This window comes from Longimicrobium sp. (assembly GCF_036399935.1).
GTDB lineage: Bacteria > Gemmatimonadota > Gemmatimonadetes > Longimicrobiales > Longimicrobiaceae > Longimicrobium.
This window is the reverse complement of sequence record NZ_DASWMD010000046.1, coordinates 137,592-159,400: the sequence shown is the minus strand read 5'-3', so window position 1 is coordinate 159,400 and position 21,809 is coordinate 137,592. Positions and strand designations below refer to the sequence as shown.

At 70.5% G+C, this 21,809-nt stretch carries 26 protein-coding genes and 1 tRNA gene; 23 read left to right on the top strand and 4 right to left on the bottom strand.

Translation table 11 applies throughout. From position 1 onward, the window contains the following. The first annotated feature begins 2 nt into the window (after nucleotides 1-2). The 4 genes from VGB24_RS15070 (at nucleotide 3) to VGB24_RS15055 (ending at nucleotide 3,765) form a co-directional block, all read left to right on the top strand. Nucleotides 3-680: a heme exporter protein CcmB gene (locus VGB24_RS15070; RefSeq protein ID WP_331073774.1), complete on the top strand. Its 678-nt coding sequence runs from the start codon at nucleotides 3-5 to the stop codon at nucleotides 678-680. Nucleotides 681-686: 6 nt separating this feature from the next. Beyond that, on the top strand, nucleotides 687-1,415 hold the full coding sequence (gene ccsA, locus VGB24_RS15065) for a cytochrome c biogenesis protein CcsA (RefSeq protein WP_331073773.1): 729 nt from the start codon (nucleotides 687-689) through the stop codon (nucleotides 1,413-1,415). A gap of 23 nt (nucleotides 1,416-1,438) precedes the next feature. Then, on the top strand, nucleotides 1,439-1,729 hold the full coding sequence (locus VGB24_RS15060) for a CcmD family protein (protein ID WP_331073772.1): 291 nt from the start codon (nucleotides 1,439-1,441) through the stop codon (nucleotides 1,727-1,729). A gap of 194 nt (nucleotides 1,730-1,923) precedes the next feature. Next, complete coding sequence (locus VGB24_RS15055) at nucleotides 1,924-3,765, top strand: protein kinase domain-containing protein (RefSeq protein ID WP_331073771.1); 1,842 nt, start codon at nucleotides 1,924-1,926, stop codon at nucleotides 3,763-3,765. 4 nt (nucleotides 3,766-3,769) lie between these two features. On the opposite strand, the gene VGB24_RS15050 is transcribed toward VGB24_RS15055, so the two are convergent. Beyond that, on the bottom strand, nucleotides 3,770-4,171 hold the full coding sequence (locus VGB24_RS15050; RefSeq protein ID WP_331073770.1) for a lysozyme inhibitor LprI family protein: 402 nt from the start codon (nucleotides 4,169-4,171) through the stop codon (nucleotides 3,770-3,772). A 91-nt stretch (nucleotides 4,172-4,262) separates the two neighbouring features. Further along, a tRNA-OTHER gene (locus tag VGB24_RS15045) sits at nucleotides 4,263-4,367 on the bottom strand. A 77-nt stretch (nucleotides 4,368-4,444) separates the two neighbouring features. Here VGB24_RS15045 and VGB24_RS15040 point away from each other — a divergent pair. The 11 genes from VGB24_RS15040 (at nucleotide 4,445) to VGB24_RS14990 (ending at nucleotide 12,537) form a co-directional block, all read left to right on the top strand. Further along, on the top strand, nucleotides 4,445-5,344 hold the full coding sequence (locus VGB24_RS15040; RefSeq protein ID WP_331073769.1) for a hypothetical protein: 900 nt from the start codon (nucleotides 4,445-4,447) through the stop codon (nucleotides 5,342-5,344). 114 nt (nucleotides 5,345-5,458) lie between these two features. Beyond that, on the top strand, nucleotides 5,459-5,704 hold the full coding sequence (locus tag VGB24_RS15035; protein WP_331073768.1) for a DUF433 domain-containing protein: 246 nt from the start codon (nucleotides 5,459-5,461) through the stop codon (nucleotides 5,702-5,704). Then, complete coding sequence (locus VGB24_RS25365; RefSeq protein ID WP_349263924.1) at nucleotides 5,701-6,039, top strand: DUF5615 family PIN-like protein; 339 nt, start codon at nucleotides 5,701-5,703, stop codon at nucleotides 6,037-6,039. The genes VGB24_RS15035 and VGB24_RS25365 overlap by 4 nt, the downstream gene beginning before the upstream one ends. A 96-nt stretch (nucleotides 6,040-6,135) precedes the next feature. Continuing rightward, the gene (locus tag VGB24_RS15025) at nucleotides 6,136-6,510 is read left to right on the top strand and encodes a hypothetical protein (RefSeq protein WP_331073766.1); all 375 of its coding nucleotides are present in this window, start codon (nucleotides 6,136-6,138) and stop codon (nucleotides 6,508-6,510) included. Between the two features lie 158 nt (nucleotides 6,511-6,668). After that, on the top strand, nucleotides 6,669-7,829 hold the full coding sequence (locus VGB24_RS15020; protein WP_331073765.1) for a hypothetical protein: 1,161 nt from the start codon (nucleotides 6,669-6,671) through the stop codon (nucleotides 7,827-7,829). A gap of 278 nt (nucleotides 7,830-8,107) precedes the next feature. Then, nucleotides 8,108-8,332, top strand: coding sequence for a DUF433 domain-containing protein (locus VGB24_RS15015; protein WP_331073764.1), 225 nt, complete (start codon nucleotides 8,108-8,110; stop codon nucleotides 8,330-8,332). Beyond that, nucleotides 8,316-8,660 (top strand): hypothetical protein, encoded by a 345-nt coding sequence (locus tag VGB24_RS15010; RefSeq protein ID WP_331073763.1) that lies wholly within the window; start codon nucleotides 8,316-8,318, stop codon nucleotides 8,658-8,660. Before VGB24_RS15015 ends, VGB24_RS15010 begins: the two co-directional genes overlap by 17 nt. Nucleotides 8,661-8,811: 151 nt before the next feature. Further along, nucleotides 8,812-9,426 (top strand): superoxide dismutase, encoded by a 615-nt coding sequence (locus VGB24_RS15005; RefSeq protein ID WP_331073762.1) that lies wholly within the window; start codon nucleotides 8,812-8,814, stop codon nucleotides 9,424-9,426. A 177-nt stretch (nucleotides 9,427-9,603) separates the two neighbouring features. Next, nucleotides 9,604-10,740: an NAD(P) transhydrogenase subunit alpha gene (locus VGB24_RS15000; RefSeq protein ID WP_331073761.1), complete on the top strand. Its 1,137-nt coding sequence runs from the start codon at nucleotides 9,604-9,606 to the stop codon at nucleotides 10,738-10,740. Nucleotides 10,741-10,774: 34 nt separating this feature from the next. After that, entirely contained in the window at nucleotides 10,775-11,089 is a 315-nt protein-coding gene (locus VGB24_RS14995; protein ID WP_331073760.1) for an NAD(P) transhydrogenase subunit alpha, read from the top strand. Continuing rightward, complete coding sequence (locus VGB24_RS14990) at nucleotides 11,086-12,537, top strand: NAD(P)(+) transhydrogenase (Re/Si-specific) subunit beta (protein WP_331073759.1); 1,452 nt, start codon at nucleotides 11,086-11,088, stop codon at nucleotides 12,535-12,537. Before VGB24_RS14995 ends, VGB24_RS14990 begins: the two co-directional genes overlap by 4 nt. A gap of 77 nt (nucleotides 12,538-12,614) precedes the next feature. Here VGB24_RS14990 and VGB24_RS14985 read toward each other — a convergent pair whose 3' ends face one another. Beyond that, nucleotides 12,615-12,797 (bottom strand): hypothetical protein, encoded by a 183-nt coding sequence (locus tag VGB24_RS14985; RefSeq protein ID WP_331073758.1) that lies wholly within the window; start codon nucleotides 12,795-12,797, stop codon nucleotides 12,615-12,617. 227 nt (nucleotides 12,798-13,024) lie between these two features. On the opposite strand from VGB24_RS14985, the gene VGB24_RS14980 reads away from it, so the two are divergent. From VGB24_RS14980 to VGB24_RS14945, 8 genes are all read left to right on the top strand, one after another. Beyond that, complete coding sequence (locus VGB24_RS14980; protein ID WP_331073757.1) at nucleotides 13,025-14,317, top strand: hypothetical protein; 1,293 nt, start codon at nucleotides 13,025-13,027, stop codon at nucleotides 14,315-14,317. After that, nucleotides 14,317-15,654, top strand: coding sequence for an N-acetylmuramoyl-L-alanine amidase (locus VGB24_RS14975; protein ID WP_331073756.1), 1,338 nt, complete (start codon nucleotides 14,317-14,319; stop codon nucleotides 15,652-15,654). Before VGB24_RS14980 ends, VGB24_RS14975 begins: the two co-directional genes overlap by 1 nt. A 177-nt stretch (nucleotides 15,655-15,831) precedes the next feature. Continuing rightward, entirely contained in the window at nucleotides 15,832-16,761 is a 930-nt protein-coding gene (gene ftsY, locus VGB24_RS14970) for a signal recognition particle-docking protein FtsY (protein WP_331073755.1), read from the top strand. 217 nt (nucleotides 16,762-16,978) lie between these two features. Further along, nucleotides 16,979-17,776: a hypothetical protein gene (locus VGB24_RS14965; protein ID WP_331073754.1), complete on the top strand. Its 798-nt coding sequence runs from the start codon at nucleotides 16,979-16,981 to the stop codon at nucleotides 17,774-17,776. Then, entirely contained in the window at nucleotides 17,773-19,437 is a 1,665-nt protein-coding gene (locus tag VGB24_RS14960) for a GH3 family domain-containing protein (protein ID WP_331073753.1), read from the top strand. The genes VGB24_RS14965 and VGB24_RS14960 overlap by 4 nt, the downstream gene beginning before the upstream one ends. Beyond that, complete coding sequence (locus tag VGB24_RS14955; RefSeq protein WP_331073752.1) at nucleotides 19,434-19,841, top strand: hypothetical protein; 408 nt, start codon at nucleotides 19,434-19,436, stop codon at nucleotides 19,839-19,841. Before VGB24_RS14960 ends, VGB24_RS14955 begins: the two co-directional genes overlap by 4 nt. Before the next feature lie 8 nt (nucleotides 19,842-19,849). Continuing rightward, on the top strand, nucleotides 19,850-20,902 hold the full coding sequence (locus tag VGB24_RS14950; RefSeq protein ID WP_331073751.1) for a fatty acid desaturase: 1,053 nt from the start codon (nucleotides 19,850-19,852) through the stop codon (nucleotides 20,900-20,902). Beyond that, nucleotides 20,899-21,513: a hypothetical protein gene (locus VGB24_RS14945; protein WP_331073750.1), complete on the top strand. Its 615-nt coding sequence runs from the start codon at nucleotides 20,899-20,901 to the stop codon at nucleotides 21,511-21,513. Before VGB24_RS14950 ends, VGB24_RS14945 begins: the two co-directional genes overlap by 4 nt. Here VGB24_RS14945 and VGB24_RS14940 read toward each other — a convergent pair. Further along, entirely contained in the window at nucleotides 21,510-21,704 is a 195-nt protein-coding gene (locus VGB24_RS14940) for a hypothetical protein (protein WP_331073749.1), read from the bottom strand. The two genes, VGB24_RS14945 and VGB24_RS14940, sit on opposite strands and share 4 nt — an antisense overlap. Nucleotides 21,705-21,809: the final 105 nt, after the last annotated feature.

Here is a 21,809-nt window from a genome sequence, read left to right as displayed (position 1 = left end):
CGATGGCCGCCTATCTCGCCCAGGCCTGGGCGGTGGCCCGCAAGGACCTGCTGCTGGAGGCGCGCTCGCGCGAGCGGTTCGTGGCCATGGCTACGTTCGCCGTCCTCGTGGCGGTGGTGTTCAGCTTCGCGCTGGACCCGGGGGTGCGGGCGTCGACCATCGCGGGCGCCATGCTGTGGGTGACGGTGCTCTTCGCGGGTACGCTGGGGCTGGGGCGCGCCTTCGCCCTGGAGCGCGAGGCGGATGCGCTGACGGGCGTGCTGGTGTCGCCCATCCCGCGGGGCGCGTTCTACCTGGGGAAGCTCGCGGCGAACCTGGCCATCGTCACCTGCGTAGAGTTGGTGATCTTTCCCGTGTACGCGCTCTTCTTCGGGCTGCGGTACGCGGGGGCGCTGGGGGGGCTGGCGATCGTGGTGGTGCTGGCGACGATCGGCTTCATGGCGCTGGGGACGCTGTTCGCGGCGATGGCGGCGCACTCGCGGCTGGGGGAGACGCTGATCCCCATCCTGCTGCTGCCGCTGCTGATTCCCGTGGTGATCTTTGCCGCCAGCGCCACGCAGCGCCTGCTGGTCGGGCGGCCGTTTTCCGAGATCGAGAGCAGCGTGCGGATGCTGCTGGCCTTCGACCTCATCTTTCTGTTCGTGTGCACGGCCGCGTTCGGGGCCGTGATGGAGGAATAGACGACGATGAACGTGCCGGTGGACGAGAACGCGTCGCTCGCGGGAACCCGCCGATGGTCGGTGGGGCTGGGGTTCCTGGCCGCGATCGCGCTGGTCTGGGGTTTCTGGATGATCTTCTTCTACGCGCCCACCGAGCGCGAGATGGGGATCGTGCAGCGCATCTTCTACGTGCACGTGCCGTCGGCGCTGGTGGCGTACCTGGCCTTTGGCATCGTGGCGCTGTGCTCGCTGGGCTACCTGTGGCTGCGCGACGAGCGGCTGGACGCCATCTCCGTCTGCGCGGCGGAACTCGGCGTGATCTTCGCCACCATCGTGCTGGTGACGGGGCCGCTGTGGGGCAAGATCGCGTGGGGGGCCTGGTGGGTGTGGGACGCGCGCACCTCGTTCACGCTGCTGCTGTGGTTCATCTACGTGGGATATTTCGTCCTGCGCCAGGCCACGGAAGATCCCGAGCGGGGCAAGCGCTTCGCCGCGGTGCTGGGCATCGTGGGCGCCGTGGACATCCCGCTGATCCACATGAGCGTGCAGTGGTTCCGCACCCAGCACCCCAAGCCCGTGGTGCTGAAGCCCGAGGGCCCCACCGCGGCGCCCGAGATGGTGCAGACGCTGCTGGTGAACATGCTCGCATTGACGCTGCTCTTCTTTTCGCTGCTCCTGGCGCGCTACGTGGTGGAGCGCTTGAGCCGCCGCATCGATGCCGCCCGGGTGGCCGCCCAGCTGCGGCCCGCCGCCTGACCCGCACAGACCGCCGAACCTCCATGCGCCGCATCCGCATCGTCCTCATCGCCCTGCTGGCCCTGCTCGCCGCGCCCTCCGCCGCGCGGGCGCAGGCGGACACGGGCGCCGCCACTACGACGTACCAGCCCGCCCCGGCCGGTGCCGCGTCCGGGCTTCCCGCGCGCGAGGCCCCGCCCCGCAGCCTTCGGGCCTACTGGCACGTGTTCATCGCGTTCGCCATCGCGTGGGGGCTGCTGTTCGGCTACGTGGTGCTGATCGCCCGCCGCTCGCGCAGGCTCGAGGAGCAGCTGGACGGATTGTCGCGACCGTAACGGCAACGGCAGTTTCACGCGGAGGACGCAGAGAGGACGGAGAGGACGCAGAGGCGCTCGCATGGCCCTCTGCGTCCTCTCTTTTCTCTCCGCGTCCTCTGCGTGATTGCTGTTGTATGTTGTCGCCCGGACTGCATTTTGCTGGTGTGCGTTCGGCTTTCGTGCGCATGACGCGACACCCGACCCCAACGGCGATGCAAGGATTCGAGGGGCTGCTGGCCGGACACCAGCTGGCCGGCCGCTACCACATCGAGAAGGTGATCGGACGCGGCGGGTTCGCGGCCGTGTACAGCGCCACCGACGAGCGCCTGGGCCGGACCGTCGCCGTCAAGGTGATGACGCTCACCCCGTCCAAGCCCGCGCTGCAGGAAGAGGTGAGGAAGCGCTTTCACCGCGAGGCCAAGGCCATCGCGCGTCTTCACCATCCCAACGTGGTGACGGTGTTCGACTTCGGCACCGACCCGGTGCTGGGGCTGGACTTCCTGGTGATGGAGCTGCTGCGGGGCGAGGACCTTTCCACCCGCCTGGCCCGCCCCGATCCCGTCCCGCTCGACTTCGCGCTCCGCATCCTTCGCGACGCCACCCTCGGGGTGAACGAGGGGCACCAGGCGGGGCTGATCCACCGCGACGTGAAGCCCGGCAACGTTTTCCTGGTGCCGGGCGACCAGCCGGACTTCGTGCGGGTGTGCGTGCTGGATTTCGGCATCGCGCGGCTGGTGGGCGACGAGGCCACGCAGCTGACGCATTCCGGCGGCATCGCCATGTCGCCCGCCTACGCCTCGCCCGAGCAGATCCGCGGCGAGCGCGATGTCACGCCTGCCTCCGACGTGTTCAGCCTGGGCGCCATCGGGTACGAGCTGCTGGCCCGGGAGCGGCCGTTCGCGGGCAACCGCCTGCTGCAGCCGGTGGGGCCGGACGAGCCCATCCCGCTGTGGGCGCGCGACCCCGCCCTTCCCCGCCCCGTCGCGGAGGTCATTCACCGCGCGCTGGCCGCGGAGCCGGAGGACCGCTATCCCGACGCCGGCGCCATGGCCGAGGCGCTGGCGCAGGCGCTGAGCGAGCCCGAGACCCGCGGCGTCGTGGTCCCGCCCGCCCCGGTCGTCGAGCCGGATGCGTCGTCCACGCTCGCTTCGCCTCCGCCGGAGGAGGTGCCCGCCATCGCGTGGGTCGGGGACGTGCCTTCCGCCCCGGAGCCGACCGTCGCCGCGCCGGCCACGGAGGCTCCTCCGCCACCTGCGCCTGTCGAGACGCCGGTCCCGCAGCCCACGCGCAAGCTGGAGCCGAAGCCGCGGCCCGCCGCGCCCACCGCTCCGCGAGGACCGACGAAGTCAGGCGCACGTCGATTCGTGCCGTTGGCCGCACTGCTGCTCGTCGTCCTGATCGGCGGGGCGGTGTGGGCATTCGGGAGGCGGTCGGGCGACGGGCCGGCACCGGCGCCCACCGCGTCGCGCCCGGACGCGCCCGCCACCCCGGCAGCCACGCCGGGTGCTGGACAGCTGCCTTCCGCTGACGATCCCGGTGCGCGCGACACGATGCTGGGCGGCATCCCTGGCGAGGCCGTGGCGCCGCCGCCGGCCAGCGCGTCCGATCCCACGCAGGTGGCGGCGAGCGTCAGCGATCGCCCGGAGCCGCCCCCGGCGACGGTTGCGGATCGGCCGGAGGCGCCCGCACAGGATGCCGCGGCGCGCCGCCTGAACCGCGAGGGTGAGGGAGCGTTCGAGCGGGGCGAGGTGAGCGACGCGGTGCGGCGGCTGCGGGCCGCGGTGCAGCGCGAGCCCGGCAACGTGCTGTTCCGCAACAACCTGGGATGGGCGCTCTTCGAAGCCGGGCAGCTGGACGAAGCGCGGCGCGAGCTGGAGCAGGTGATCCGCATGAACCCGCGCCGCGACATCGCCTACGCCAACCTGGGCGAGGTCAAGTGGAAGCAGGGCGACCGCGCGGGTGCCATCGCCGCCTACGAGCGGTTCCTGGAGCTGAACTCCGACCCACGACGCGAGCGGATCGCACGCGAAAAGCTGCGGCGGATGCGCGGGTGAGGAGCTAGCCGCCGGCTTGGCGCCGGAGGTACGCCGTCCGGTCGCGCACGGCGCGGATTTGCGAGGGGAGCACCTTTACGCGCGAGTGGTTGGCCCACGGGCGCGAGTAGTACGCGGTCAGGGTGGCGTCGTACCGCGCCAGCCAGGCCCGCTGCTCCGCGCGCAGCGGCTCGCGCCGCTCATCGGGAAGCGAGCTCATCACCTGCTGGTACGTCCGGTTGAGCTCGGCGTCGGCGGCGGCGTAGTCGCGCATCAGGCAGTCCAGGATCTCCGCGCGCGGGAGCATCCAGAAGTCCTGGCACCAGTGCTTCACGTCTTCGTGAAACTCCTGCGCGTGGAGCCCGCGAACGGGCACGCCAAGGAGCGATAGCGCCAGCAGGGCAATGACGGGAGGCTTGCGGATCACGGTCTTCTCCGGGCAGGTGACGCCGCGCCTTACGCGCACGCCGCGTGCCCCCGGAAAGGCGAAGGGCCCCACCCGGAGGCAGGACCCTTCATAGGCCAGGCGGGATTCGAACCCGCGTTCGCGTACCACGGTAGCGCCCGGCGTGAAGTCGGGCACGAGGCAGAGGCTGCTCTCATCTGCTGAAGCTGACTGACCGTGGGAGCAAAGTAGCGTGCACAGGCGCGTTTAGCAAGCAGCGTCGTGAACTGACACCCCTTTGCGGAGATGCTTTGCATGAATGATCGCCTGGCGCTTGCGGCGTGCCTGCTCCTGTCGTGCGGATGCGCCCCCGCCGGCGGGCCGAGCCCGAACGGCGGCTCCGAGCCCCTGCTGGTCGGGGCCGGCGTGGTCTCCACCGCCCGCCACGAGAACTTTCCTTCGATCGATCCGGTGGACGGCTCGCTCTGGTTTTCCGTGTACGATGGCGAGGAGTTCAACCGGCAGACGCTGGTGCGGGCGCCGCGCCAGGGGAGCGGATGGGGCGCGCCGGCGCCGGTGATCTTTTCCGCGGACGACCGATGGGGTGCGCGCGCGCCGCGGTTCTCGGCCGACGGGCGCACGCTGTACTTCACCTCCAACCGCCCGCGCGCGGCCGGCGACACGCGCACCGACATGAACATCTGGATGGCGGAGCGCACGGCGGGTGGATGGTCGGCTCCCGTCGTCCTTCCCGCGCCGGTGAACGCCGACGAGCCCGACATCCACGCCGCCAGCGGCCCAGGAGGTGACCTGTACCTCGCCTCGCGCCGGCCGGGAACGCTGGGCCGCTCCGACATCTTCCGCATCCCCCGGCGCGGCCAGGGCTGGGGCGCGGCCGAGCACCTGCCCCCGCCCGTCAACGACGCGCAGAGCCAATCCGACCTCTGGGTGTCGCCGGACGGGTCGTGGATGATCCTGGTGGTGACCGACCATCCGCTGGGGCTGGGCGGCGACGACCTGTTCATCAGCCGGTTCCGCGATGGGGCTTGGAGCGCGCCCGAGCACCTTCCGGCGCCCATCAACTCGCCGGGCTACGAGTACGGGCCCGCCGTGTCGCGCGACGGCAGGACGCTGTACTTCAACAGCGACCGCAGCGGCTCGGCCGACATCTACCAGGTTCCCGCCTCCGCGCTGGGCATGCGGCCGGGGACCTGATTTCCCCAGAATGCCTCGTCCTCGCTGGACGGGTACGCGTTCTGCCGCGTTGACGAAGAATCGGACGAGCCGCAGTTTGTTGGTGCGCCGCGATCAACCCGAGCAGAGGTTCCAATGCCTGGCCCCGAATCCCGCCCCATCGCGCTCCCGGATGGCACCGTGTTCCATCGCGATCCCGAAATCCATAGTGGAACGCCGGTGTTCGTGGGGACGCGTGTACCCGTGCAGACGTTTGTCGAATACCTGGAGGGGGGGTACGACGTCGACGAGTTCTTGGACCACTTCCCGAGCGTGCGACGCGAGCAGGCCATCGGATTCCTGGAGATGGCCGCCCGAGCGGCTCTCGCGAGAGTAGCGTGAGACGAGTTCTATTCGATGAGGATGTTCCGCGTCCCCTTAGGCGAGATCTTACCGGGTTCGACATCCACACGGTAGTGGAGGCAGGCTGGTCGGGCATCAAGAACGGCGAACTGCTTCGTCGTGCAGAGGTCGCTTTCGACGTCTTCCTGACGGCCGATCGAAATCTCCGCTTCCAGCAGAACATCGCGCAACTCAAAATAGGCGTCGTCGTCCTCGCTACCGGGAGTACCAAGCTCCGCGATTTGCAACCGTTTGTCTCAGACGTTTCCGAGGCCCTGAGCGCCGTAACACCGGGTGAAGTGCTCATCGTGCCTCAAGCGCCAGGCCCCGGCTGAGGCGCTCTTGGCGTGCTGTGCATCCTGTCCTTGACCGCGCGGGTTGATCGTTGTGGGAAGACCATCGCGCCTGCTCACTCGATCGCCTCTGCTCTCATGCGCCTTCGCACCGCCCTCTACGCATTCGCCGCCGCCACGCTGGCCGGCTGCAATCCCATTCGTCCCTGCACGCTGATCGGCTGCTTCGACGGGCTAAACGTCCGGTTCGCCAGCCAGCCGACCGGTGCTTTCCGTGTGGAGGCCATTGTGCCCGGCGACGCCACGCCGCACGTCTTCGACTGCCCCTCGGGCTTTTGTGACCCCGTGATCTTCCCGGACCTGATGCCGGAGCGCGTGACCATTCGCGTCACGACCGCGGCGGGTACGCGCAGCCAGGAGTTCACGCCCAAGTACGAGGCGCAGTACCCCAACGGCCGCCGCTGCGGGGCCGCGTGCCGCAACGCAACGGTTACCATGCAACTCCCCAGCTGAGCGCGGATCGGCACGCTTCTGGCCCCCGCGGCGCCTCCCGATTTCCTGGATACGAGGCGAAATGCGCACGATGATCATTCCCTTGGATTCCGGCCACGGCACCGGCAAGGTGATCCTTCGCGTCGCGGAGGGCTGATCCACCGCTGCCGATCCGTCCCATGCGCATCCCCGCCCCGCTGCTGGCGGCCTGTATGGCGCTGGCCGCGGCGGGCGGATGCGTTTCACTCCATCCCGCGAACCCGATGACGGCCGATCCCTGCCCGGAGATCGTGGAGTTCTCCGGATTCCGGTGGCGCGTGTCCACCGGGCGGATGCAGGGCGATGCTCGCTGGAGCCGCTGCCATGTGGAGGTCCGCGACGGCGCGCTCGTGCTCCGGCTGAGCCGCGCCGCCGGGGAGCCGTTCCTGGGCGCGCAGCTCGCCCTCGGCGCCGCGGACGCCGAGGCGCGGCTGGGCTTCGGCCGGTACGAGTTCCGGATCGATCCCGTGCCCTCCGCGTCGCTTCCGCCGCGGGGCGTGTTCGCGATGTTCTCGTACGGTGGGCCGTCGGGAATCGACCGGCGCGGCGTGTGGGGCTACAACGAGATCGATGTCGAGATCAACCGGTCGTGGCTGCGGACGGACGACGGCCACGTGATCGGCACCCCGCCCGTCTACACCGTGTGGCCCGCAGCCCCGTCCGGCCGCCGCCGCACCGGCCGCAGGGCGCCCGCCTCGCACCACGTCCCCGGCCGCACCCTCCCCGATCCGCTCGCGTCCCCGACCATCCACACGTTCGACTGGGCACCCGGCTCCGTCCGCTTCGCCAGCCGGCACGGAGACGACGCCCCTCCGTTCTCCGCCTGGACCGCGGCCGGCGACGACCCGGCCCCCGGCGCCATCCCCTTCGCGCCGATGGTGCCGATGATCAACCTGTGGGCGGTCGCGTCGGGAGCGCGGCTCGAAACGCAGGATTGCGGCCCCGAGTATCCGTGCGGCACCTGGACGGTCATCGTGCGATCCGTCCGCCTCCCCGTGCCCCTCCACAAGCACGCGGGCGACGGCCAGCAAGGCGCACCGGGCGCACGCCTCCCCGATCCCCTCATCGTCCGCGTCGCCGACGAACACGAGCGCCCGCTGAGCGGCGTCGCCGTGGAGTTCTCCGTCACGCGCGGCGGCGGCACCCTCACCCCGAACGCCGACCGCGTGACGATGGTGACCGATGCCGATGGCCTCGCGCGCGCCGCTTGGACGCTCGGGCCCGCCGGGGCGCAGGAGGCGCAGGCACGCGCGGTGAACGGGACCCGTGAGCCGGTGCGGTTCAGCGCGCGGTTCCGTTGAGCGCGTGGGCCCGGGCCTCCGCGCTGGTGAATTTCGGAGAGGTGGACGGCGCGCATGCTCTGCGCCACATGGGCGACGCCTAACCTCGCCGCTACTGCGGACCGGGTGCTTTGTGTATGCCGGCGAACAGGCCGGCAACCTGACCGCTGCCGCGGAAGGGCACCGGTAACCTGAACACGGGTGGCGGAACAAACGTTGCTGCCTAGCTTTCGAGGTGGGTAGTAAACTCGAATAGCTGTCACGCCTGGAAGCGCGTGATCTCACGCGGGAGATGCGCCATGATCGAGCTCGCATCCGTCATCCACTGCGACCCGGACATCCTGGGGGGTACCCCCGTGTTCGTCGGCACGCGCGTGCCCCTTCAGAATCTGATTGACTATCTGTCCGAGGGCGACAGTCTCGACGACTTCCTTCGCTCATTCCCGACCGTGAGCCGCGAGCAGGCAACCGCCGCGCTGACTGAAGCCGCGGGCGCTCTGGAGCAACTTGCGCGCGCTGCTTGACGAGCAGGTACCCGCCGAACTCGCGGAGCTGGTCAGCGGACTGTCGCCGCACGAGGTCTCCACCGTCGAGCGCATGGGATGGAAAGGCCTCAAGAACGGGCTCCTGCTTCGCCAGATGCGCGAGGCAGGCTTTGCCGTGCTTATTACCATCGACCGACGGATGGAGTATCAGCAGAACATTCCTCGTTCCCGCGTCGGGCTCATCGTGCTTCATGCTTTCCGCGCCCGCCTTGCGGAACTCTCGCCCCTCACTCCCCAAATCGCCATGGCGCTCGACCGGATTGGTCCCGGCGAGATCATCCACCTCCACGCGCAGCCGCCGAACTGATCGAGCAGCTTCTCCGTCTGCATGATGCCCCGTCGCGGGTGGCGGAACAAACGTTGCGGCCTACATTGGTCCTGCTTCGGCGGGGCGGGAGTGCGGAGCCCCGCGGCGGATTGGACCAGACCCGTTGATCAACCCTGAGGGAGGTGGAGGAATGGCGTTTACACTGCCCGAGCTGCCGTACGCGCACGAGGCGCTGGTGCCGCACATCGATGCGGAGACGATGCAGATCCATCATGGCAAGCACCACAAGACGTACGTCGACAACCTGAACGCGGCGCTCGCCAAGCACCCCGACTTCAATGCCGGCGACGACATCGACGCGCTGATGCGCCGGCTGGACGAGGTGCCTGCGGACATCAAGGGCGCCGTGCGCAACAACGGCGGCGGGCACGCCAACCACAGCCTGTTCTGGAGGGTGATGGGCCCCAACGGCGGCGGCGCCCCCACCGGCGCCCTGGGCGACGCCATCGAGAGCACGTTCGGCGGCTTCGACGCCTTCAAGGAGGCGTGGGCCAACGCCGGCAAAGGCCGCTTCGGCAGCGGCTGGGTGTGGCTCGTGGCCGACGCCGGCGGGCTTTCCATTGTCGACACGCCCAACCAGGACACGCCGCTGATGGAGGGCCGCACGCCAATCCTGGGGCTGGACGTGTGGGAGCACGCGTACTACCTGAACTACCAGAACCGCCGTCCCGACTACATCACCGCCTGGTGGAACGTGGTGAACTGGGACGAGGTGGCCCGCCGCTACGAGGCGAACCGCGGCTGACGCGCCGGCTCGGCATCTGATCGCAAGCGCACTCGCAAGCGCCCCCGTCCGCCACCGCGCGGACGGGGGCGCCGCGCATCCGCCCCACACACCGTCCGGTAGAATCCTCTGGCGTTCGTCCCCGCGCGCGGTTACGCTGCATCCACTTGCTACCCATCCTTCCCGTTCCCCGCCCCCATGCCGCTCCAGATCGGAGTTCCCAGGGAATCCGCGCTCGGCGAGCGCCGCGTCGCGCTCGTCCCGGAAATCTGCGCGAAGCTGGCCGCGCAGGACATGCAGGTTCTCGTCGAAAGCGGCGCGGGCGAGGCCGCGTACTTTCCGGACGACGCGTTCCAGTCCGCGGGCGCCCACGTGGTCACCCGCGGCGAAGTGCTGCGCGCGGACGTGCTGGCGACGGTGAACGGCCCCGGCGAGGACGACCTGGCGCACCTGCGGCCGGAAAGCGTGGTCGTCGGCCTCATACGGCCGCTGGACGATGCCGCGCGGATGGAGCGCATCGCCGCCACGGGCGCCACCGCGCTGGCGATGGACCTGGTGCCGCGGTCCACCCGCGCCCAGAGCATGGACGCGCTCTCCGCGATGGCGACCGTCGCCGGATACCGCGCGGTGCTGCTGGCCGCCGAGGCGCTGCCCCGCTTCTTTCCCCTCCTCACCACCGCCGCCGGGACCATGCGGCCCGCCAAGGTGCTCGTCCTGGGCGCCGGGGTCGCGGGGCTGCAGGCGATCGCCACGGCGCGGCGGCTGGGCGCGGTGGTGTCGGCGTACGACGTTCGCGCGGCGGCGGCAGAGGAGGCCCGCTCGCTGGGCGCCACCTTCATTACGCTGGACCTGGACACGGCAGGCGCCGAGGGCGGCGGCGGGTACGCGGCCGCGCTGGACGACGAGCGGCAGCGGCGCCAGGTGGAACTGCTGGGTGCCCACGTCGCCGCGCACGACGTGGTGATCTGCACGGCCCTGGTCCCCGGCCGGCGCGCGCCGCTGCTGGTGTCCGAAGAAGCCGTGGCCGGGATGCAGCCCGGCTCGGTGATCGTGGACCTGGCCGCGCCCAACGGGGGCAACTGCGCGCTCACCCGCCCCGGCGTCGCGTCGCACGCGGGCGGCGTCCGCATCTACGGCCCGCTGAACCTGCCCGCCGAAATGCCCGTGCACGCCAGCCAGATGTACGCGCGCACGATGGCGGCCCTGGTCGGGTACTTCGCCAGGGACGGCGCGTTCGCCCCGGCGGAGGACGACGAGATCTTTAGCGGGATGTGCGTCACCGCCGGCGGCCAGGTGTTGAACGAGCGCGTCCGCGCCCTCCTCGCGCCCGCCTGATGACGCTTTTCCCTCCCCCTCACGCCGCGCCCCAATGGTCGTAACCCTGCTCGTGGTATTCGTGCTCGCGTCGTTCGTCGGCGTCGAGATCATCAGCAAGGTCCCGCAGACGCTGCACACGCCGCTGATGTCGGGGAGCAACGCGGTCAGCGGCATCACCGTCGTGGGCGCCATCGCCGCCACCGGGATGGTGGATTCGCCCGTGGCGCAGTGGCTGGGCTTCGTCGCGCTGGTGCTGGCGACGATCAACGTGGTGGGCGGCTACCTGGTGACCGACCGCATGCTGCAGATGTTCAAGAAGCGCGAGCCGGCCAAGCAGGGTGACACACGGGCCGGAGACGGCCGATGAGCACGCTGGTGAACCTGGCGTACCTGGCCGCGGCGGCGCTGTTCATCATCGGCATCAAGCGGATGAACTCTCCCGCCACCGCGCGCGCGGGCAACCGCCTCTCGGCCGTGGGAATGCTGATCGCCATCGTGGCGACGCTGGCGTCCGCCCGCATCCTGTCGCCGTGGATGATCGCCGGGGGACTGGCACTCGGTACGGTGCTGGGGATTCTGCTCGCCGTGCGGGTGCAGATGACGCAGATGCCGGAGATGGTGGCGGCGCTGAACGGGCTGGGCGGCGCGGCCTCGGCGCTGGTGGCGTGGGCGGAGGTCAGCCGCTACACCGCGGCGCAGGCGGAGGGGTTCGCCGGCTCCGCCTTCGCCCGCCACGGGCTGGCGGCGCTGGACGGGCGGCTGGTGATCACCATCACCCTGAGCGTGCTGATCGGCGCGGTAACGTTCTCGGGGAGCTTCGTGGCGTTCGGAAAATTGAACGGGAAGATCTCCGGCAACCCGGTGTCGTTCCCGGGGATGCGCCTCGTCACCAGCCTGCTCGCGCTGGTGGCCGTCGCCGCGGTCGCGTTTCCGCTGGTGATGCTGGGCGACTCGGGCTTCGACGCCGGCCCGCTAGCGGTCTCCACGCTCGTCCTGGGCGTGGTGGCGCTGGTGCTGGGCGTGCTGCTGGTGATTCCCATCGGCGGGGCCGACATGCCGGTGGTGGTCTCGCTGCTCAACTCGTACTCGGGGCTGGCCGCGGCGGCGACCGGGTTCGTGCTGGAGAACCAGGCGCTGATCGTCAGCGGGGCGCTGGTGGGCGCGTCGGGGATCATCCTCAGCAAGATCATGTGCGACGCCATGAACCGGTCGCTGCTGAACGTGCTGGTGGGCGGGTTCGGCGGGGGCGCGGCGGAGGGCGGCGCGCGCTCCGCCGCCGGGCTGACGGTGCGCACGGTGACGCCCGACGACGCGGCGGTGCTGCTGGCGTACGCCGGACAGGTGGTGGTGGTGCCGGGGTACGGGCTGGCCGTGGCGCAGGCCCAGCACGTGATCCGTGAGCTGGTGGACCTGGTGCAGGCGCGCGGGGTGCGGGTGAAGTACGCCATCCACCCGGTGGCGGGACGCATGCCCGGCCACATGAACGTGCTGCTGGCCGAGGCCAACGTGCCGTACGACCAGCTGTTCGAGATGGACGAGATCAACGACGAATTCGAGCGCACCGACGCCGTGCTGGTGATCGGCGCCAACGACGTGGTGAACCCCGCGGCCCGCACGGACCCGTCGTCGCCCATCTACGGGATGCCCATCCTGAACGTGGACCGCGCCAGGAACGTAATCGTGCTCAAGCGCAGCATGGCCGCGGGCTACTCGGGGGTGGAGAACGAGCTCTTCTACCTGCCCCGCACGGGCATGCTGTTCGGGGACGCCAGGAAGTCCCTCGAGCGGCTGGTCCAGGAGATCAAGGCGCTCTGATCCGCCGCTTGGACCCGGGAACGAGCGAAGCCCGCCGGACGATCCGGCGGGCTTCGGTCGTTTCGCAGCCCAGCCGGCTAGTCGCAGGCCTGGGTGATGCCGCAGAGCGTGTCGTCGTAGGTTCGGCAGATGACCACCGGGCACGAGCCGCCCACCAGCGTTCCCACGTGCGCCTGCACGGTCCCGTGCTCGTGGGCCGGGTGGGCGGTGGCAAACGATTCCACCCTCAATTCGTCGATCTCCAGCCGCAGCTTCTTCATTCCCGTTCTCCTCGTCTGGTTCAGTGGCGACGGTGCTTTCGCCCGCGGACGCGGTGCACGCACGACTCGCACCATCCACGAGATGGATCCTGAACAAAACTCTTGCGGACGGTTGAAGTGCAGCATATCTGTTCTGCCGCCGGGTGGAATTTTCCCGAATTCCGGATGTCCCCAGCGCCGCGCCTTCCCGTCACGAGCTGTTCCCCTCCCGTCGCCAAGAGATCCCCATGTTCGGGTCCGTGATTCTCGAAGTCGCCATCGGCGTGATCTTCATCTTCATCCTCGTCAGCATCATCTGTACGGCCATCCGCGAGGCGCTCGAAGGATACCTGAAAACGCGCTCGGCGTACCTGGAGCACGCCATCCGCGAGCTTCTGCACGACAAGGACGCCACGGGCCTCGCGCGCAACGTTTTCGAGCACCCGCTGATCTTCGGCCTGTTCCTTGGCGAGTACGAGCCGCCGGCCACGACGGCGGCCCCGGGCCTGCTGTCGGGGCGCAACCGGGACCTGCCGTCGTACATCCCGTCCCGGAACTTTGCCGTCGCCCTGATGGACATGGCCGCCCGGGGCCCCGCGACGGACATGGTGACCAGCGCCACGGCCACGCAGGTGGTTTCGGTAGACACCATCCGCAACAACATCCTGAACATCCAGAATGCGCCCGTGCAGCGCGTGCTGCTGAACGCGCTGGACTCTGCCCACGGCAGCCTCGACAAGGCGCAGGCCAACCTGGAGTCGTGGTACGACAGCGCCATGGACCGCGTGTCGGGGCGCTACAAGCGCGTCAGCCAGACCATCATCTTCTGGATCGGCCTCGTCGTGGCCATCCTCCTGAACATCGACGCCCTGCGGATGGCCAAGTACCTGTACACCCACGATGCCGAGCGGACGGCGCTGGTCGCCCGGGCGGAAACGGCGGGCCGGGACAGCAAGTTCCTCGAGCGCACCGAGTACGCCCAGGCCAGGAGCGAGCTCGCCGCGCTGGGCCTGCCGATCGGCTGGGACGGAATGGAGATGAAGGTCGAGCGGCGCCTGCGGCCGGACGGCACGAAGGCCAGCGACCTGCTCGGCCTTCCCCTCTTCGCGATGACCCGCGTGAGCCTTTGGGAGCACGTGCTCTCGCCCATTCTCGGCTGGCTGATGGTGGCCGCGGCCGCGACCCTCGGCGCGCCGTTCTGGTTCGACGTGCTGAACAAGGTGATGGTGATCCGCTCCACCGTGAAGCCGCACGAGAAGAGCCCCGAAGAAGACTCGGAAGACCGCCAGATCAAGGCCCGGACGCCCGTGGCTCCCGCCGCGCCGGCGGCCCCCGCAGCCCCCGCGGCCAGCGGTGCCGTGGCGAGCGGCGCGGGTGCGGTGGGACAGCCCCCGGCAGTGGGGGGTGCCGCCGCAGCCGTGGCACCGGCCGCGCCGGCCGATCCCATGGACAACTACAACGACCTCGAGGGGTGCGGTGTGCAACCGGAGACGATTACCGAAGACGAAGACCTTCCGCCCGCGGAAGGAGGGGTAGCCTGATGCCGTACTCGCTTACGTGGCTGCCGCACGTGCTGAAGGCGGCGGGGCTGAAGGTGGCGCCGCACCCGGGGTGGGAAAACCGGGGCCGGGGCGAGATGGGCAAGGTGCTGGGGGTGATCTGCCACCACACGGGTGACCAGGGCAGCAGCAACATGCCGAGCCTGAACGTGCTGATCAGGGGGCGCAGCGACCTTCCCGGCCCCCTGGCCCAGCTCGGCCTGGGGCGCGACGGCACCTTCTACATCATCGCGGCCGGCCGCTGCAACCATGCCGGCCCGGGAAACTGGCGGGGGCTCACGCAGGGAAACACGAACTTCCTCGGCATCGAGGCCGAGAACAAGGGCGACGGCAGGGACAAGTGGCCGGCCGTGCAGATGGACGCGTACCACCGGGGGGTGGCGGCCATCCTGAAGCACGTGGGGCGGGGCGTGGAGTTCTGCATCGGGCACAAGGAGTGGGCCCGGGAGCGGACGGTGAACAAGAAGCACGACCCCACCTTCGACATGAACGAGTTCCGGACCCGGGTGTCGGCCGTGCTCACCGGCGCCGCGGCGCCCCTGGCGCTGATCCCCGCGGTGGAGCCCCCGACGGGGCGCGGGGGAGCGGCGGGCAGGCCCACGCTGCGGCGCGGCATGACGCACCCGCTCGTCGCCGAAGTCCAGGCCAAGCTCGAGGTGGTTCCGGTCAACGGGCAGTTCGGGCCCAAGACCGAGGCGGCGGTGCGCGCCTTTCAGCGCGGCGAAGACATGGTTCCCGACGGCATCGTGGGCCCCAAGACCTGGGCGGCGCTGGACGACAGGGAAGCGCCCCCACCCAAGGCGGCGACGGACGACGTGCCGCTGGCGTGGGGAAAGAAGGTGGATTCCGAGTTCAAGCGGAAGGTGCGCGCCATCTCTGCCGGGATCGGCTGCGACCCCAACTACCTGATGGCCTGCATGGCGTTCGAGAGCGGCGAATCGTTCAGCCCGTCCATGAAGAACATGGCGGGGAGCGGCGCCACGGGGCTCATCCAGTTCATGCCGTCGACGGCCAAGGGCCTGGGCACCACCACCGAGGCACTCGCCAGGATGACGGCCGTGCAGCAGCTGGATTTCGTGGAGCGCTACTTCAAGTCGTACCCCAACGTCCGCACCCTCGAAGACGTCTACATGGCCATCCTGTGGCCCCGGGCCATCGGAAAGCCCAACGACTACGTGCTTTTCGCGGCGCCGACCAAGCAGTACAAGCAGAACAGCGGGCTGGACCAGAACCGCGACGGCAAGGTCACCAAGTTCGAGGCGGCGGCCGCGGTACGCGCCAAGCTCAGCAAGGGGCGCACGGACAAGTACATCGGCTGATGCCGCCGGCGGGACCGGCGATGGGCGCGGCGGCGCGGGGGAACGGTCCCTCGCGCCGCCGCCGCTTTCGGGCGTGGGGACATTCCGCCCGGCCACCCGGCGCGGTAGATTCCCGCGTCCCGAAGGATCTGGAAATACGAACGCCGGCCCCTGCGCCGGCTTTTCTCGGGTAGGCTGATGGCTCGTCTGTTCCGCAAGAAGGAAGAAGGAAGCAAGTCGCTGTGGGACCGCATCGTCGACGTGGCGCTGACCGACGTCTCGGTGCTGGTGAAGGGGCTGGACGAGGGGTCGCTGGAGGGGCTGGAGGAAACGCTGATCGCGGCCGACTTCGGCGTGCCGGCCACGCTGCGGCTGGTGGACGTCGTGGAGAAGCTGGCCGAGCGCGGCATCGCCCGCTCGTCGCGCGACTTCCTGCGCGCGGTGCGCGAGGAGATCGTCGCCATCCTCAGCCCCGGCCGCTCCGACACGGCGCTGCGCTTCAACTACGAGGGCGGCCCCACCGTGTTCCTGGTGGTGGGCGTCAACGGCGTGGGCAAGACGACGACCATCGCGAAGCTGGCGTACCGCCTGACGCGGCAGGGGCGCAGGGTGATGATCGCCGCGGGCGACACCTTTCGCGCGGGCGCCGTCGAGCAGCTGCGCCGGTGGGCGGAGCGCGTGGGGTGCGACTTCGTGGGGAGCGAGCCGGGGCGCGACCCCGCCGCGGTGGCGTTCGACGCCTACGAGCAGGCGGTGGCCAAGGGCACCGACGTGCTGATCGTGGACACGGCGGGCCGGCTGCACACGCAGACCGACCTGATGAAGGAGCTGGAAAAGGTGCACCGCGTGCTGGGCAAGAAGCTCGAGGGCGCGCCGCACGAAACGCTGGTGGTGCTCGATTCCACCACGGGGCAGAACGCCATGGCGCAGATCCGCACCTTCGGGCAGACGCTGCCGCTGACGGGGATCGTGCTGACCAAGATGGACGGGACGGCGAAGGGGGGCATCGTGGTGGCGCTCAAGGAGGAGTTCGACCTGCCGGTGAAGTTCATCGGCGTGGGCGAAAAGATGGGAGACCTGGTGCCGTTCGAGATCGAGTCGTTCGCGGCGGAAGTGCTGGAGGCGTAGGACCCTCACCCGGCCGCGCCGGCACGCGTGGGCTGCCGGCCTCGAACCCCGATCGACGTTCTTCCCTCTCCGCACGGCACTATCGTGCGGGCGAGGGACGGGATCGGCCTCCGCACTTCCCCCCATCCACGTTCGCGCCCATATTCCGGAACAGACGTAACACCGTACGCGTACACTTCTTCTGCCCGCCCGCGGTCCCCCCACCCCGAGTTGTACCATGCCGCTCGCCCCCGCGCTCGCGGAGCGCCCCGCCACCACGGGCGCGCGCACCGGTCTACCCGCCAGGCTCCGCGCCACCGTCGTTGCCCCCGGCGATCTTGACGACGTTACCCGCCGCGCCGCCTTCGCCCTGTTCCGCGCGCACTACGAGGGCGCCGACCAGGAGCGCTTCGAGCGCGACCTGGCCGGCAAGCAGCGGGTGATCCTGCTTCGCGACCGGGCCACGGGCGCGCTGCGGGGGTTTTCGACCGTGCTGTACCAGCCGGTCCGCATCGGCGCGCGCGAGGCGATGTTCGTGTTCAGCGGCGACACGGTGATCGACCGCTCCTGCTGGGGGCAGAAGATCCTGCAGAGCGCCTTCGCCAGCCTGCTCTTCCGCCTGAAGCTGCGCCACCCGGGCCGGCCGCTGTACTGGTTCCTCATCTCCAAGGGCTGGCGGACGTACCTGCTGATGGCCAACGCCTTTCCCCGCGCCGTGCCCCGCTTCGACCGGCCGGAGGCGCCGGAGCTTCGCGCCGCGCTGGACGTGCTGGCGGCGGAGCGGTTCGGCGCGGAGTACGATGCGGCGGCGGGTGTCATCCGCTACGCGACGCCGCACGAGCGCGTCCGCGATGGTGTGGCCCCGGTGGACGCGTCGGTGCTCGCCAATCCGCACGTCCGCTTCTTCGTGGAGCGGAACCCCGGGCACGCGGACGGCGAGGAACTGGCCTGCCTGGCGGAGGTGCGGCTGCGCGACCTGGCGCGCGTGGCGGGCCGCATCTGCGGGGCGCGAGTCTTTAGCCGGCGGGCGCGGTGAGCCTGGGGCCCCGCCTCGCCGGCGCGCTGTACCGGGCCGCCGCCGCGCCCGCGTCCCTGCGCTTCGCGCGGGCGCTGCGCGATCCGGCGGCGGCGCAGGCGGCCATCCTCGCGCGCATAGTCCGCGAGAACCGCGAGACGGCGTTCGGGCGGGAGCACGGGTTCGGAGAGATCCGCGATGCCGCCCGCTTCCGCGCGTGCGTCCCGGTGCGCGACTTCGCCGGGCTGGAGCCGTGGGTCCGCCGCGCCTGCGACGGGCGGGCGGATGAATTGACCCGCGCGCCGGTGCGGTTCGTGGAGCCCAGCGGGGGCACGTCGGGGCTGTCGAAGGAGATTCCCTACACCGCGCCGCTGCTGGCGGAATTCTCCGCGGCGACGCTCCCGTGGATCGCCGACCTGCTGCGCAGCCGCCCCGCCCTGCGCGGCGGACGCGCGTACTGGGCGGTGTCGCCTCCGGCGCGGCGGCGTGCGCGGACGGAGGGTGGAATTCCCGTGGGGATGGAGCACGACAGCGACTACTTTCCGCCCCTTGCTCGGGCGCTGCTGGACCGCACGCTGGGGGTGCCGCGCGCCGTCTCGCGCATCCCCGACCTGGCCGCCTGCCGGCGGGTGACGCTGCGCGCGCTGCTCGCCATGCCCGACCTGGCGATGATCTCCGTGTGGAGCCCGTCGTTCCTCACGCTCCTGGCCGGTGCGCTGGACGAGGCGTGGGAAGACGTCCTCGCGTCGATGGAGAGCGGCCGCCTTCCCGCCGCGCTCGCCCCGGAACTGCGCGGCGCGCTGGAGCGGGCGCTCCCCGCGCGGCCCGACCTCGCCCGCCATCTCCACCGCCGCTTCGGACCACGTGCGCCGGAGGACCTGGGCGAAGTGTGGCCGCGGCTGGCGCTGGTCTCCTGCTGGGCGGACGGACACGCCCGGCGGGCGCTGGAGGGCATGGCGCGGCGCTTTCCGCGCGTCGAGGTGCAGGGAAAGGGATTGCTCGCGACGGAGGGGGTCGTCTCCATCCCCCTGTTCCGCGCCGATGCGCCCGTGGCCGCGGTGACGTCGCACTACCTGGAGTTCCTGCCGGACGGGGACGCATCCGCCGCGGCCGGCGTGCACGAACTGGAGGCGGGCGCCACGTACGAGGTGGTGCTGACCACCGGTGGCGGCCTCTATCGCTACCGGCTGAAGGACCGCGTGCGCGTGGAGGGCCGGCTGGAGCGCACGCCCACCCTACGCTTCGTCGGCCGGGCGGACCGGGCGAGCGACCTGGCCGGGGAAAAGCTGACGCCGGAACTGGTGGAGCAGGTCCTGGCGCGCGCGGTGGCGGAAACGGGCGTCCATCCATCGTTCGCGCTTCTCGCGCCCGCCTGGGGCGAGCCGCCGCGCTATCGCCTGTACGCCGAGGCGCCCGCGCCGCACGTGCGCGCGCTCGCCCGGGCCGTCGAGCGGATTTTGCTGGACGCGCACCACTACGGCCTCTGCCGGCAGCTGGGCCAGCTGGACGCCATCGAAGGGGTCGCGGTCACGGACGGCGAGCGCGCGTACGAGCGGGTGTGCACTGCGCGCGGGCAGCGGGCGGGCTCCATCAAGCCCCCGGCGCTGGACGCGGGAACGGAGTGGGCCGAGGTGTTCGCGCCGGTGGCCGGACTGGTAGCCGCAGAGAAGGAGCGAGGATGAGCGGGGGCGAGATGATTCTGCGCGCGGTGCTGGCGCTTCTGGCGGTGTACCACCTGTCGATGGGACTGGTCTCGATCTTCTTTCAGCGCGGCGCGGCGGGGCTGGCACGCGGGCTGTACGGCATCGAGATGGGGGACTCCGGGCAGCGCTTCAGCTATGCGCTGCGGATGCTGGGGCTGTACGCCCTCGCGTTCGGCTTTCTGCTGGCGCGCGCGGCGATGGACCCGGCGGGGCACCGCTCGGTGATCGCGGCCGCCATTCTCCTGCAGAGCGTGCGCGCAGCCTCGCGGCTGGCATCGGCGGGAACGCTGCGCGCAGCATTCGGGGTGGCGCCGGCGCGCAACGGGCTGAACGCCGCCGCGCTGGTCGCCCAGGCGGGGCTGCTCGCGTGGTTCTTTCCGTGAACGTCACCATGGATCGAGAAGAGCTGGCGTCGGAGCGCGCCGCGATACGCGGAGAGGTGGACCACGGCCCCAACCAGGCCGCGCGCGCCACCGCCGCGGCGCGGGCGAGGATCTCGGCGGGGGTCGAGGCGCAGATCGCGGCGCTTCGGCAGCCGGACGCGCGCAAGCGGGTGGGAGAGCTGGCTACCTTTGGCGCGCTGTGGGTGGCCGGCGGGGCGCTGGTGATGTGGGGGCTGGCGCTGCCGCCGTCCGCGGCGCATTGGGCGTTGCGGGCGGCGGGGACGCTGCTGGCGGCGCTCACCATCCACGTCTGCCTGCTGCTGCTGCACGACGGCATCCACCACTCGCTCTTTCGCGGCCGGCAGCTGAACCGCTGGGCATCCGTGGCGCTGGGCAGCGCATTGCTGATCTCGTTCAGCGCGTACCAGGTGCTGCACGAGCGGCACCACATCTACCTGGGCGACCCGCGGGACCCGGACGACTACCGCAACTACAGCGGCAATCCACGCGTCGTCTGGACGATGCACTACGTGCGGCTGTTCCTGGGCGCATTCGTCTACATCCTGGCGATTCCCGTGGTGGCCTACCGGAAGGGCACCCCGCGCGACCGCCGCCGCATCGTGCAGGAATACGCGGTGCTGGGCGTGGTCTACGCCCTCCTCGCGTGGATCGTCCCGGCACAGGTGCTCGTGCACGCGTGGCTGCTCCCGATCATCCCGGCGGGGCTGATGGTGAACGTCCGCTCGCTGGCGGCGCACGGCATCACCGACGCGGCCGACCCGTTCCTGGCCAGCCGCTCCATCCAGGCGCACCCCGTGGTCGCCTTCTTTCTGCGCAACGAGAACTACCACCTGGAGCACCACCTGTTTCCCGAGGTACCCAGCTACAACCTGAAGCGCGTGCACCAGCTGGTGTGGCACCGGATGCCGCGCGCGGTCGGCGGGCGCTCGTACCTGGGCTTCGTCGCGCGCTTCGTGCGCGCCTCGGCGCGGATGGACGACCGGCCCATCGGCCTCACCACGCCCGCCGTCACGGCTGGGGGAGCGCCGGCCGCGGGATGAGCGTGCTGCGGAGGATTCCGGCCTGGGGGTGGGTGGCGGGTGGTGTGACGGCGGCGGTGTTCGCCTTTGCGCGCAAGCAGAACCGGGGCGGCCGGGTGGGCGGGCCCATCTCGCTCCCCAAGACGCTGTGGCTGAACTACACGCTGATCTCCTGGTTCGTGCTCCCCGCCGCGCTCCTGCGCCGCGACGACCTCTCGCCGGGCGCACGGGCCGCGCTGCAGGCGCATTTGATGAGCTTCGTGGCGCGCGGTTCGGCGGAGATGTGGCTGCTGTACCGCACACACTCCTGGCGGGTGGCGTATGGCGTGGGGCACGACGCGCTGGATCTGGCGCTGATCACGGTGGCGCTGCGGCGGGACGGTCGCGGGGGGCCGGCGGATGGGGTCGCGCGGCGGCACCTGGATGCGATCCGCGCGACGCTGCTGTTCGAGATGGCGTTCGCCTCGCTCTTCCACCTGGCGATCGGCGGCAGGACGAAGGGGGAGGACGGGATCTACTTCGCCTCGAACGAACCGCGATTCCGCCGCATCAACGCGCTCACGGCCGCGGTGGACGTGGCCGCTTACGCCCGGCTGATGCTCGTGATGCGCGACATGGTACGGCTCGGCTAGCGGTTCGCATCGTCGGAGTCGCGGAGAAACTCCGCTCTCTTTTTGCGCGCCAGCTCAGTTTGGCGGGCTCGCACACGAACAAGGACTTCATCTGCGTCGACGAGCAGAGTCCCAAATCCGCGAGGTGGACGAACCGGCACCTCGCCCCGCGTCGTCTCTTGTAGCGGCAGATCGTCCTTGTTATCGCTCATCCGTCTGTCTCCACGAGGTTCGTGAACAGGTAATCTCATCCCGCGGGTACGTCGTGCCAAGGACGGCGGCCGTGCGGCGAAACCATCTCTCCAAGGCAGTTCCAT